Origin of the sequence: Streptosporangium roseum DSM 43021, assembly GCF_000024865.1 — a bacterium.
Classification (GTDB): Bacteria; Actinomycetota; Actinomycetes; order Streptosporangiales; family Streptosporangiaceae; genus Streptosporangium; species Streptosporangium roseum.
The window spans coordinates 8,802,149-8,814,781 of the sequence record NC_013595.1; the positions used below are offsets into that span (position 1 = coordinate 8,802,149).

General features: G+C 71.9%; 11 protein-coding genes. All 11 read right to left on the reverse strand.

The window, feature by feature from the left end:
* Nucleotides 1–13: 13 nt before the first annotated feature.
* On the reverse strand, nucleotides 14–1,198 hold the full coding sequence (gene ftsY, locus SROS_RS38505; RefSeq protein ID WP_012894374.1) for a signal recognition particle-docking protein FtsY: 1,185 nt from the start codon (nucleotides 1,196–1,198) through the stop codon (nucleotides 14–16).
* A gap of 47 nt (nucleotides 1,199–1,245) precedes the next feature.
* Nucleotides 1,246–4,929 (reverse strand): chromosome segregation protein SMC, encoded by a 3,684-nt coding sequence (smc, locus tag SROS_RS38510; protein ID WP_012894375.1) that lies wholly within the window; start codon nucleotides 4,927–4,929, stop codon nucleotides 1,246–1,248.
* A gap of 494 nt (nucleotides 4,930–5,423) precedes the next feature.
* A complete protein-coding gene (locus tag SROS_RS38520) occupies nucleotides 5,424–5,618 on the reverse strand; it encodes a hypothetical protein (RefSeq protein ID WP_012894377.1) in 195 nt (64 codons plus the stop codon).
* Between the two features lie 188 nt (nucleotides 5,619–5,806).
* The gene (locus SROS_RS38525) at nucleotides 5,807–6,082 is read right to left on the reverse strand and encodes an acylphosphatase (RefSeq protein ID WP_012894378.1); all 276 of its coding nucleotides are present in this window, start codon (nucleotides 6,080–6,082) and stop codon (nucleotides 5,807–5,809) included.
* Nucleotides 6,079–6,945 (reverse strand): bifunctional DNA-formamidopyrimidine glycosylase/DNA-(apurinic or apyrimidinic site) lyase, encoded by an 867-nt coding sequence (gene mutM / locus SROS_RS38530; protein WP_012894379.1) that lies wholly within the window; start codon nucleotides 6,943–6,945, stop codon nucleotides 6,079–6,081. The genes SROS_RS38525 and mutM overlap by 4 nt, the downstream gene beginning before the upstream one ends.
* A 19-nt stretch (nucleotides 6,946–6,964) precedes the next feature.
* A complete protein-coding gene (gene rnc, locus SROS_RS38535; protein WP_043653806.1) occupies nucleotides 6,965–7,690 on the reverse strand; it encodes a ribonuclease III in 726 nt (241 codons plus the stop codon).
* A gap of 218 nt (nucleotides 7,691–7,908) precedes the next feature.
* Nucleotides 7,909–8,088 carry a 50S ribosomal protein L32 gene (gene rpmF, locus SROS_RS48275; protein ID WP_012894381.1) on the reverse strand — a complete coding sequence of 60 codons (180 nt, stop codon included), beginning with the start codon at nucleotides 8,086–8,088 and terminating at the stop codon, nucleotides 7,909–7,911.
* A gap of 1 nt (nucleotide 8,089) precedes the next feature.
* Complete coding sequence (locus SROS_RS38540; protein WP_012894382.1) at nucleotides 8,090–8,644, reverse strand: YceD family protein; 555 nt, start codon at nucleotides 8,642–8,644, stop codon at nucleotides 8,090–8,092.
* A 66-nt stretch (nucleotides 8,645–8,710) separates the two neighbouring features.
* Entirely contained in the window at nucleotides 8,711–9,187 is a 477-nt protein-coding gene (gene coaD, locus SROS_RS51750) for a pantetheine-phosphate adenylyltransferase (protein WP_012894383.1), read from the reverse strand.
* Between the two features lie 15 nt (nucleotides 9,188–9,202).
* The gene (gene rsmD / locus SROS_RS51755) at nucleotides 9,203–9,772 is read right to left on the reverse strand and encodes a 16S rRNA (guanine(966)-N(2))-methyltransferase RsmD (RefSeq protein ID WP_012894384.1); all 570 of its coding nucleotides are present in this window, start codon (nucleotides 9,770–9,772) and stop codon (nucleotides 9,203–9,205) included.
* 666 nt (nucleotides 9,773–10,438) lie between these two features.
* Nucleotides 10,439–12,610: an ATP-dependent DNA helicase RecG gene (gene recG / locus SROS_RS38560; protein ID WP_012894385.1), complete on the reverse strand. Its 2,172-nt coding sequence runs from the start codon at nucleotides 12,608–12,610 to the stop codon at nucleotides 10,439–10,441.
* Between the last annotated feature and the right edge of the window lie 23 nt (nucleotides 12,611–12,633).

The window sequence follows — 12,633 nt, forward strand, 5'->3', positions numbered from 1 at the left end:
CCGGTCGGCGCGGTCAGTCGCCGAGGAGCGTGTCCACGAAGACCTCGGCGTCGAACGGGGCCAGGTCGTCGGGGCCCTCACCCAGGCCGACGAGCTTGACCGGGACGCCCAGCTCGCGCTGGACGGAGATGATGATGCCGCCCTTGGCGGTGCCGTCGAGCTTGGTCAGGGCGATGCCGGTGACGTCCACGACCTCGGCGAACACCCGGGCCTGGCGCATGCCGTTCTGGCCGGTGGTGGCGTCGAGGACGAGCAGGACCTCGTCCACCGTGGCCTTCTTCTCGATGACGCGCTTGACCTTGCCGAGCTCGTCCATCAGGCCGGTCTTGGTGTGCAGCCGCCCGGCGGTGTCCACGATCACCACGTCGACCTTGTCCTCGATGCCCTTGGCCACGGCGTCGAAGGCGATCGACGCGGGGTCGCCCCCCTCGGGACCGCGCACGACCTCGGCCCCGACCCGGTCTCCCCAGGTCTGGAGCTGGTCGGCGGCGGCGGCGCGGAAGGTGTCGGCCGCGCCGAGCACGACCTTGTTGCCGTCGCCGATCAGGGAACGGGCCAGCTTGCCGGTGGTGGTGGTCTTGCCGGTGCCGTTGACGCCGACCACGAGCACCACTGCCGGGCGCTCGCCGTGCGGCTTGACGTGCAGGGTGCGGTCGAGGTCGACGCCGAGCTGGGTGAGCAGCTCTTCCTTGAGCAGGCCGCGCACCTCCTCGGGCGACCGGCTGCCCAGCACCTTCACCCGGGTGCGCAGCTCCTCGACCATCGCCCGGGTGGGCGCGACGCCGACGTCCGCGGTGATCAGGGTCTCCTCGATCTCGTCCCAGGTGTCGTCGTCGAGACGGTCCCGGGAGAGCAGGTCGAGGAGTCCCTTGCCGAGGGTGCTCTGCGAGCGGGCCAGCCGGGCGCGCAGCCGTACCATCCGGCCGGCGGAGGGCGGCGGAACCTCGATGACCGGGGCGACGACCACGGGCTCGGCCGGCTTGACCGGCGGAGGCGGGAGAGTGGTGGTCGCCGCGTCGTCGTCGGTCGCCCCCCGGGGAGGCGCCTGCTCCCCCTCCTTGGGGATCGGCAGCACCTCGGGCGGCTCGACCGGCGGCGGAGCCGTCTTGCCCCCCGGCCTGAACAGCAGGAACACGCCGCCTGCCGCAAGCAGGGCGACGACGACAACGATCGCGATTATGCCGAGATAGGCTTCCACAAGACCACAGTTTTCCAGACGACCCGGGATGCTCCGACCTCCTGGGGTCAGACGGCCTCGTGTTCTCTCAGACGCTGGCTGATGACCTGGGTGACACCGTCTCCCCGCATCGACACTCCGTACAGAGCGTCGGCGATCTCCATCGTGCGCTTCTGGTGGGTGATGATGATGATCTGTGACGTCTGCCGCAGCTCTTCGAACAGGGTCAGCAGGCGCTGGGTGTTGGTGTCGTCCAGCGCGGCCTCGACCTCGTCCATCACGTAGAACGGCGAGGGCCGCGCCTTGAAGATGGAGACGAGGAAGGCGACGGCGGTCAGCGACCGCTCGCCGCCGGACAGCAGCGACAGCCGCTTGACCTTCTTGCCCGGCGGCCGGGCCTCGACCTCGACCCCGGTGGTCAGCATGTTCTCCGGGTCGGTGAGCAGCAGCCTGCCCTCGCCTCCGGGGAACACCCGCGTGAAGATCGTCTCGAACTCGCGGGCCACGTCGTGGTAGGCGGCGGTGAACACCTGCTCGACCCGGTCGTCCACCTCCTTGACCACCAGCAGCAGATCGCGGCGGGTCTTCTTGAGGTCCTCCAGCTGCGAGGTGAGGAAGGCGTGCCGCTCCTCCAGCGCCGCGAACTCCTCCAGCGCCAGCGGGTTGACCTTGCCGAGCTGGGCCATCTGCCGATCGGCCGCCTTGGCCCGCTTCTGCTGCTCCTCCCGGACGTAGGGCACCGGGTCGCCGTCCCCCGTGGGGACCGGTTCGTCCGGGCCGTACTCGGCGATGAGCGTGCCGGACTCGACGCCGAACTCCTCCACCGCCCGCGCCTCCAGCTGCTCCAGGCGCATCCGCTGCTCGGTCCTGGCCACCTCGCTGCCGTGCGCCCGGTTGACCAGCTTGTCCAGCTCGCCGGAGAGCTCGCGGACCCGGAGCCGGACGGACTTGAGCGAGGCGTCGATCTGCCCGCGCGCCTGCTCGGCCTCGTCGCGCTCGGCCGCGGCGCCCGCCAGTGAGGCCTCCAGCGCCCGCAGCGTCAGCTCGGTCCCCCGGACCACCGCCTGGGCGACCTGCGCCTGCCTGCGCCGCCGCTCGCGCCGGTCGGCGGCCCTGGCGCGCTCCTCGCGCTCCCGCTCGGCCGCGCGCACCAGGCCGTCGGCCTTGCCCTCCAGGCCCCTGACCCGCTCCTCGGCCGTCCGTACGGCGAGGCGGGCCTCCATCTCGGCCTGCCTGGCCACCGAGCAGACCTCGGCGAGCTCGTCGCGGATCTCGGTGGTGGGCTCGGACTCCAGCCCCTCGCCCTCCTCCGCGGCGGCGAGCCGTTCCTCAAGCTCGGTCAGCCCGGCCGCGTCCCGGTCGCGCGCCTCCCGCGCCGCCCGCACGCCCCCGGCCAGCCGCTCGCACTCCTCCCGGGCGGCCTCGGCCGCGGCTCCGAGCTGGGCGAGCCTCCGGGCCGCCGCGGCGACCCGCTGGTCGGCGTCGCGCTGCCGGGTCCGGACCTGGTCCAGCGCGGCCTGCGCCGCGTTGACGCCCGCCTGCGCGGTCTGCACACCCGTCTGCGCCTCGGTCACCCGCGCCTGGGCGGCCTCGACCGCGGACTGCGCCTCCCCCTCGGCCTCGGCGGCCTCCTCCATCGCCGTCGCGGCCTGTTCGGCGGCCACCCCGGCCGTGGCCAGGTCGGCGGCCGCCTCGTCCAGGGCGGCACGCATCTGGAGAGCCGAGGTGCCGCCGGCCGAACCTCCCCGGGCGGCGTAGGCGCCCAGAAGGTCACCGGAACGGGTGACGGCCCGCAGCTCCGGCCGCTGGTCGACCGCCTTCCTGGCGGTCGTCAGGTCGTCGACGACCAGCACGCCGGCCAGCAGGTGCGCGGCGGCGGCCCGCAGCTCCGCGGGGACGGTGACCAGGTCGATCGCCCATTCGGCACCGGCCACCGGCACAGCGGCCGCCGGGGTCTCCGCCCCGCCGGCGGCGATGACCAGGGCGGCCTGGCCGCCGCCCTCGCTCCTGAGGAAGTCGATGGCGTCCGCCGCGCTCTGCAGGGACTCCACGGCGACGGCCTCGGCGGCCGCGCCCAGGACGGTGGCGACGGCCACCTCGGCGCCCGGCCGGACGGTCAGCATGGTGGCCACCGGGCCGAGCACCCCGGCCAGGTCGGCGGCGAGCAGCGCCGCGCCGCCGTCCGCGCCCCTGGCCAGGCTCAGCTCCAGCGCCTCGAACCTGGCCCCCAGCGCGGCGACCTGGCGCTGCGCCTCCTGGTCGGCCTTGCGCGCCGCACCGAGGGCCGCCTTGGCCGCGCCGAGGCCCGCGTTCGGGCCCGCGACGGCCGCCTTGGCCTCCTCCACCACGGCCCTGGCCGCCTCGACGGCCTGCCTGGCCTGGTCGACGACCTCCAGGGCGATCTCCAGCTCCTCGGCGAGGGCGGGATCGGCGGCCGGGTCGGCCTGCTCCTGGCTGTCGTGCTCGGCCTGGGCGCGCTCGGCGCGCTGCTCGGCCTCCTCCAGGGAGCGCGCCAGCCTGCCGATCTCCTCCTCGGCCGCTCCGGCCCGGCTGCGCACGGCGCCGACCTGGCCCCGGAGCCTGGCCAGCCCCTCACGCCTGTCGGCGGCGGCCCTGGCCTGGGCGGCCAGCCGCCGCTCCTCGGCCGCGAGGGCGTTCTCGGTCTCGGTGCGCTGGGCCACGGCCCTGGCGAGCGACTCCTGCTCGTCGGCGAGCAGCTCGGCGAGGACCCGCTCCTGCTCCCGGACCTCCTCGGCCTCGCGCTCGAAGTCCTCCGGGTCGCGCCCACGCCGCTCCACGGCGGGGTCGGTGGCGTTGCGGTGCCGCTCGGCGGCCAGCCCGGCCAGGCCCCTGAGCCGCTCGCGGAGCGAGGAGAGCCGGAAGTAGGTCTCCTGAGCGGTGGCCAGGCGCGGCTGGGCCTCGGCCTCCGCGGCCTCCAGCTCGGCCTCCGCGACCTGCCCCTGCTCCAGCTCGGTCTCCACCACCGTACGGCGGGCCAGGACGGCGGCCTCGTCGGCGGTCTCCCGTTCCAGGGTGGTCCGCAGGGTGAGCACGTCGTCGGCGAGCAGGCGGAGCCGGGCGTCGCGGAGGTCGGCCTGGATGACGGCGGCCTTGCGGGCGATCTCGGCCTGGCGGCCCAGCGGCTTGAGCTGGCGGCGCAGCTCGGTGGCGAGGTCCTGGACGCGGGTCAGGTTGGCCTGCATCGCGTCGAGCTTCCGCAGCGCCTTCTCCTTGCGCTTGCGGTGCTTCAGGACGCCGGCGGCCTCCTCGATGAACGCCCGGCGGTCCTCGGGCCCGGCGTGCAGCACCTGGTCGAGCTGGCCCTGCCCGACGATGACGTGCATCTCGCGGCCGATGCCGGAGTCGGACAGCAGCTCCTGGATGTCGAGCAGCCGGCAGGTGTCGCCGTTGATGGCGTATTCGCTCTGCCCCGCCCGGAACATCAGGCGGCTGATCGTGACCTCGGTGTAGTCGATCGGCAGCGCGCCGTCGCTGTTGTCGATGGTGAGCGTGACTTCGGCACGGCCCAGCGGGGCCCGCGAGGAGGTCCCGGCGAAGATGACGTCCTCCATCTTGCCGCCGCGCAGCGACTTCGCGCTGTGCTCGCCCATGACCCACGCCAGTGCGTCGACGACGTTGGACTTGCCCGACCCGTTGGGACCGACGACCGCGGTGATGCCCGGCTCGAAGCGGAGGGTGGTGGCCGAGGCGAAGGATTTGAAACCGCGCAGGGTGAGAGTCTTCAGATACACGCAGAAACCCCCACTCCCCGGTGCGCCCCATGGACCGTGGCGCCGCGCGTCACGGCTCGGGTGCCGGCGACCGGTGTCTTCCCTCGTCGCCCAGTCGGCCCGCCCCGCGTGGGAAGACTACCGTTCTTCACTCACGCTCGCCCGCACACCGCGGGCATCAGCCGTGGGGAGTGCGCGAGTGCGGCCCGGGCATCCGGCGGATCGGGTTGCCGGGCCGGTGGACACCCCGGTCTGGCCGGGCTGCGGCGAACGGGACATCCGGGCTCCGCGGACGGAGACGATACTGAAAGGCCTGAAGGCGCCGGGTGACCCGGCCGAGGGGGGCGTCTCCGGCGGATGCCTGAACACGGCCTGCCGCCGCCGGGTGACACCGGAGCAGCCGGCCTTCTTCTCGCGCCACCTGTTGACGCCGTCCGCGACGGCTGTCCGTAACGCCGGATATGACAAGGGACGCCCCGAAGAGGCGTCCCTGGACGGTGTGTTCGTCCCGGCCCCTAGGTGAGGGCCGGCTCACGATCCTGCAGGCGGGTGAACGCCTCATCACGGGTGCTGGCCGCGAGTTCGTCGTTCTGGGCCTGGAGCCGGGTGAGCTCTGCCTCGAGATCACGGATACGCTGCTGGAGACGGCGCATTTCCGAGACCATTCGAGGGTCAGGACCGCCGACGTGGCCGAGTAGAGCCTTCGCCATGGTTAAGGGTCCTCCACGCTGAGTGACCAGACTGGTTCGCGCACTTCTTGCCGCGGGAGGGGTGCGCGTGGTTCTTATCAAGAGTCGCACTGGTGAGGGAGACGGTCAAGTTGAACGCTCCGCTCGGATGCACCTGTGGGCACTCCCAACGGTAAAATATACCTCATTTTAGGGGGTTAAAGGAACGGCTAACGCTCCACAAAACCAGCCGATCCCCCCTTGGCCTCGCTCCAGCGCTCCACGACCCCGTCGACACGGCCCGGCGCGTCACCGCCGCGGAGCAGTTCCAGCAGGCTGGCGCAGGCCTCCCGCGAGCCCTCCGCCACGATCTCCACCCGCCCGTCGGGAGTGTTCCTCGCCCAGCCCACCAGGCCGAGCTCCAGCGCCCGCGCCCGTGTCCACCAGCGGAAACCCACGCCCTGCACGCGACCTCTGGCCCAGGCGGTCAACCGGACCGCCGTCATGCCCCGGCCCTTCTCGGGCGGGGCTGGCAGCGGGGGCAGCTGTAGGAGGAACGGTTCATGAACGACTCCCTGATGATCGGGGCGCCGCACCTCGGACAGGGTTCGTCCCGCCTGCCGTACACGGCGAGCGACCGGTCGAAGTAACCGCTCTCGCCGTTGACATTCACGTAGAGACTGTCGAAGGATGTGCCGCCCTCGGACAGCGCCGCGGCCATCACCTCGCGGGCGGCGCCCAGCAGCTCGGCGATCTTCGGGCGGGTCAGCGCCCCCGTGGGCCGGGCCCCGTGCAGCCGGGCCCGCCAGAGCGCCTCGTCGGCGTAGATGTTGCCGACGCCGCTGATCAGCGACTGGTCCAGGAGCGCCCGCTTGACCTCGGTCTGCCTGGCACGCAGGCGGCGGCCGAACAGGTCCTCGTCGAAGTGCTCCTCGAACGGGTCTGCCGCGATGTGCGTGATCGGCTCCGGCACGGGCCGGCCGCCTGAGTGGGCCATCGCGGTCACCAGCACGTGGCCGAAGGTCCGCTGGTCGACGAAGCGCAGGTCAGGGCCGCCGTCGGTGAAGCCGATCCGGACGCGGAGATGCCTCTCCGGGGCCGAGCCGGGCTCCACCACCAGCAGCTGCCCGCTCATCCCCAGATGCGCCAGGATCGCGTCGGAGCCGTCGAGGGGCAGCCAGAGGTATTTGCCCCGCCGCTCGGCGGAGCCGATCGTGCGGCCCTTCAGGCGGGAGGAGAACTCCTCCGCGCCGGGGACGTGCCGCCGGATCGCCCGCGGGTGCAGCACCTCGGCGTGGGCGATGACCCGCCCGGACACCCAGCGCTCCAGGCCACGCCGTACGACCTCGACCTCGGGCAACTCGGGCATGGGCCCCTCCTCGAACGGGTCAGCTGGCTTCGCGCTTGTCCCGGTCCTGGCGGATCCGGTTCCAGGCCGCCTCGGCGGCCTGCTGCTCGGCCTCTTTCTTCGAACGGCCGGACCCGGAGCCGTACTCCTCACCGCCGAGAAGGACGACGGCGGTGAAGGACTTGGCGTGGTCGGGTCCGCTCTCCTCGACGTGGTATTCGGGCACGCCGAGCGCCTCGGACGCGGTGAGCTCCTGGAGCGAGGTCTTCCAGTCGAGCCCGGCGCCCAGCGAGGCCGAACGGGTGATGAGGGGGTCGAAGAGCAGGTGGACGACCCGGAACGCCTCGTCCAGGCCCCTGTTGACGTAGACCGAGCCGATGAGCGCCTCAAGGGTGTCGGCGAGGATCGAGGACTTGTCGCGTCCCCCGGTCCCCTCCTCCCCCCGGCCGAGCCGCAGGAAGCGGCCCAGGCCCAGCGTGCGGGCCACGTCGGCGAGGGCGCGCATGTTGACCACCGCGGCCCTGAGCTTGGCCAGCTGCCCCTCGGGCAGGTCGGGGTGGTTGCGGTAGAGGGTGTCGGTGACCACCAGCCCCAGCACCGAGTCGCCGAGGAACTCCAGGCGCTCGTTGGTGGGCAGGCCGCCGTTCTCGTAGGCGTAGGAGCGGTGGGTCATCGCCCGCTCCAGGATCGCGACGTCCAGCCGCACCGAAAGGACGCGCTCCAGCTCGTCCCTGACGAACTCGACGGCCACCGGTTTAACGCTCATACCCACGTCTTCTCCTCGCACGGTTCTCATCGAATGCGCGATGGCGAAGGGGAGAACGAGAATTGCCCGAAGACGTGGTGGGCGCCGGGAGGGTACGCGTTACCGCGAACCCCGGCGTCCACCACAGCCGCGGGCGGACCGCCATCGCATTGTGGTGCAGACGGTGACGCCGACCGGGACCAGAAGGACCCGGCCGGCATCCGTCAGTCAGAATGCGATCAGGCGGAGGGCTCGATCACCTGACGGCGGTTGTAAGTGCCGCAGGTCGGGCACGCCACGTGCGGACGCTTCGGCGAGCGGCACTGGGGGCAGCTCACGAGCGAAACCGCGGCGGCCTTCCACTGCGACCTGCGGGAGCGAGTGTTGCTCCGCGACATCTTGCGCTTGGGGACAGCCACGTCAGCTCTCCTGATCGTTGTTATGTTCCGGAATCAGACCTTGCAATTTGGCCCAGCGGGCATCGATCACCTCGTGCTTGTGATCAGGCTCGGCATCCGCGAGCCTGATCCCGCATTCCACGCAGAGCCCCGTGCAGTCTTCACTGCAGACCGGGCTCAGCGGCAGTGTGAGAACCACCGCGTCGCGGAACGTGGGCTCGAGATCGAGCAGTTCACCGTCGAGGATCGAGTCACCCTCGGCAGCATCCTCTGCCGAGTAGAAGAACAGCTCCTGGAAGCCCACCTCGGTTTCCGAGATGACCGGTTCCAGACACCGTGCGCACTCCCCCCGCAGCGGGGTTCGCGCCGTGCCCGTGACGAGCACACCTTCCATGACCGCCTCGAGCCGGATCTCCAGCTCGACATCGGTGCCCCTGGGGACACCGATCATGTCAACGCCGATCTCCGCCGGTGCCGGGAGAGTGCGGGTGATCTGGAGCATCGAACCCGGTCGCCTGCCCAGATCATGGGTGGAGATTACCCAGGGGGCTCGGGGATCGAGGCTGCGCAGAGTCATTCCGCTCTCATCAGGCATGGCGAATCACCGCCGTTGTGCAAGGCCAAAACAAGAGAATACCAGCAGCTAGCCCCTGAGCCGTTCGACCAGGAGCTCCTGCACGAGGTCGGGGACCAGCCCGGCCACGCTCCCGCCGTACCGGACGATCTCCTTGATACGGCTGGACGACAGGAACGACACCTCCGGCCCGGTCGCCATGAACAGCGTCTCGACGCCGGACATCCGGTAGTTGAGCTGGGCCTGTTGGAGCTCGTAGTCGAAGTCACTGACAGCGCGCAGACCCTTCACGATGGCGGGGATCTCCTGCTGCTTGCAGTAGTCCACCAGCAGACCGTGGAACTTGTCCACGCGGACGTTGCCGTACTCCTTGGTCACGGTCTGGAGCATCTCGATGCGTTCCTCGACCGTGAACAGGCTCTTCTTCTCGATGTTGATCAGGACGGCTACGACAACCTCGTCGTACTGCCGGGAAGCCCGGCCGATGATGTCCAGATGACCGTTGGTAACGGGATCGAAAGACCCCGGGCAGACAACGCGACGCAAGGTGTACCCCCTGCTCTATGGATTCCCGGCGGCGCGACCGTACCAAACGGACGCTTCGCCGTAACGACGGACCCTCTCCTCCTCGTATCCGGTGGGCCACACCAGGTCCTTCCCCCGGCTCTCCCGTTCCACCGCGACCAGCGCGTCCTCCGCCAGCCAGCCGTGGTCCCGCAGCTGCCCGAGCACGGCGTCCACCGCCTCGTCGGTCACCGCGTAGGGCGGATCGGCGAACACGAGGTCGTACGGCTCCTCGGTGCCCCGCTCCAGCACCCGCTCGACCCGGTCGGCGGCGAGCAGGGCCCCCGGCAGCCCGAGGGTCGCGATGTTCGCCCTGATCGTCCGCGCCGCCTTGGCGTCGGACTCCACGAGCAGCGCGTGGACCGCCCCCCGCGACAGCGCCTCCAGCCCGACCGCGCCGGATCCGGCGTAGAGGTCCAGCACTCTCGCCCCGTCCAGCGAGCCGAGCAGCGACCCCACGGTGGAGAAGATCCCCTCCCTGGCCCGGTCGCTCGTGGGGCGGGTCCCCCGCCCCGGCGGCACGGCCAGCCGCCGCCCTCCTGCGCTTCCCGCGATGACTCGACTCACCGGCCCATTGTCTCAGTGCCGGTCGAGACGTCCGCCTGTGCGCCGATACCTGCGCACCGGCACCCGCGCCGATCAGAACACCGGCCCGGCCGCCGACCGGGGCGCCGGTCGGGGCGCCGGGCCGGATGCCGGTGGGGTGCCGGTCGGACGCCGATGGGGTGCCGGTGGGGTGCCGGTGGGGTGCCGGTCGGACACCGGGCCGGACACCGATGGGGTGCCGGTCGGACACCGGGCCGGGCAGCCCCGGACCGATGTCATCCCTCGTCCCACAATCACCGTCATCGGCACGCCCCAGCAGCCCGGCGTGTCGCGGCGGATCGCATAACCGCAGGTCAAAAGGGTCTGGGGAGGTGATCTAGGTCAAGAGTGGGCAAGGAGTGGCGACGAAAGCGCAAGGGTCGTTCCGCCCGGTCCCGGCGCCTTGCATGATGAGTCCTGCGGCCTTCAAGTGACCCAGGGGGAGGCCGACCGGCGTGATCGTGAGCCCTTCCGCACGCCGGTGCTCTCGGCACCTGACCCGAGAGTGGGCCCAGGCGGGGACGGCATTCGGGGGGAGGCCGTCCCCGCAGTTGGGCGTTCACCGCCCGGCCGCGGCCCCCGCACCTCCAGAGGCGACTCGTGGGAAAACGCGTGCGCGTTCACCGCCCGGCCGCCCTCCCGGACCTCTCAGGTCTTCTCCAGATACTCCGCGCGCTCGTCGGCGAGCAGCCGGTCGATCTCCATCCGGAGGACGGCGTGCTCCGCCAGATCGGGGTCCGCCGTCAGCATGGCCTCGGCGTCCTGGCGGGCGGCGTGGATGACGTCCTCGTCGCGCAGGAGCTGGAGCAGCTTCAGCGACGACCTGCGGCCCGACTGGGCCACACCCAGCACATCACCCTCGCGGCGCTGCTCCAGGTCGACCCGGGACAGCTCGAAGCCGTCCAGGGTCGCCGCCACGGCGTCGAGCCGCTGGCGGGCCGGGGTGCCGCCCGGGGAGTCGGTCACCAGCAGGCACAGCCCCGGCAGCCCGCCACGGCCGACCCGGCCGCGGAGCTGGTGGAGCTGGGAGACGCCGAACCGGTCGGCGTCCATGATGACCATGACCGAGGAGTTGGGGACGTCGACGCCGACCTCGATGACCGTGGTCGCCACCATGACGTCGGTCTCACCCCGGGTGAAGGCCCGCATCACCGCGTCCTTCTCCTCCGGCGGCAGCTTGCCGTGGAGCACCGCCGTGCGGAGGCCGTGCAGCGGCCCCTCGGACAGCATCTGGGCCACGTCCAGCACCGCCAGCGGCGGGCGCCGCTCGTCGTCGTCCTTCGACAGGTCGCCCTCGTCCCCCTCCAGGTCGCCGATGCGCGGGCAGACGATGTAGGCCTGCCGTCCGAGCCCGACCTCCTCGCGCAGCCGCGTCCAGGTGCGGTCCAGGAAGTGCGGCTTCTCCGCGGCGGGCACCACGTGGGTGGTGATCGGCGCGCGGCCGGAGGGCAGCTGGGAGAGCGTGGAGACCGTGAGGTCGCCGAAGACCGTCATGGCGACCGTACGAGGGATCGGGGTGGCGGTCATGACCAGCACGTGCGGGCGCCCGCCGCCGGCCTTCTCCCGGAGCGCGTCGCGCTGCTCGACCCCGAAGCGGTGCTGCTCGTCCACCACGACCAGGCCGAGGTCGGCGAACTGCACGCGCTCCTGGAGCACGGCGTGGGTGCCCACCACGATCCCGGCCGCCCCCGAGGCCGCGTCGAGCATGGCCGAGCGGCGGGCCGCCGCGCCCAGCGAGCCCGTCAGCAGGGCGACCACGGTGCCGCCGAACATGCCGCCGGCGGCCAGGTCGCCGAGCATGGCCGAGATCGACCGGTGGTGCTGCTGGGCGAGCACCTCGGTGGGCGCCAGCAGTACGGCCTGCCCTCCGGCGTCGACCACCTGGAGCATGGCCCGCAGCGCGACGACGGTCTTGCCCGCGCCGACCTCGCCCTGCAGCAGCCGGTGCATGGGATGGGCGAGGGCCAGATCGGCCGACACCTCCTCCCCCACGCTCTGCTGCCCCTCGGTGAGCCGGAACGGCAGGCGCCGGTCGAAGTCGGCCAGCAGCCCGTCGCCGCGCGGGGGCCGGGGCGTGGCGGGCCAGGAGGCGGCGGCCATCCGGCGCTGCAGCAGCACCGCCTGGAGCAGGAACGCCTCATCGAACTTGAGCCGTTTGCGGGCCCGGGTCACGTCGCCGTGATCGCGCGGCCGGTGGACGGCGAGGAGCGCCTCGGCCAGGCCGGGAAGCTTGTGCCGGGCCCGCAGCTCGGCCGGGAGCGGGTCGTCGAGGGGACCCATGGTGTCGAGGACGACTCCCAGCGCGCGGCGGATCGCCCAGGGCGTCACGTCCTTGCCCGCCGGGTAGATCGGCACCAGCGCGGCGGCGAACTCCTCGGCCCCGGCCTCCGTCTCGTCGAACATCTCGAACTCGGGGTGGGACAGCTGCCACCTGCGCTTGTCGCCCTGGCCGAACGCGCCGACCTTCCCCGCGAACATGCCCCGCGCGCCCGGCCGCAGCCGTGACTCCGCGATGTGGGAGGTCTTGCCGAAGAACGACAGATAGATCTTGCTGCGCCGGCCGTCGACGACCTCGACCTCCAGCCACGTGCCGCCCTTGTTGCGCATCGGTTTGCGCATGGCCCTGGTGACCTCGCCGACCACGGTGACGTGCTCGTCGACCTGCAGGTCGTCGAGGTCGGTCAGCTCGCCCCGCTCGGCGTAGCGCCGGGGGTAGTGCCGCAGCAGGTCGCCGACGGTGCGCAGGTCGAGGACACTCTCCAGCAGCTTGGCCGTCTTGGGATCCAGTGCCTTCGCCAGCGGCTCGTCGAAGCTCGTCACCCCAAGTTTCTACCGCGTCCGGA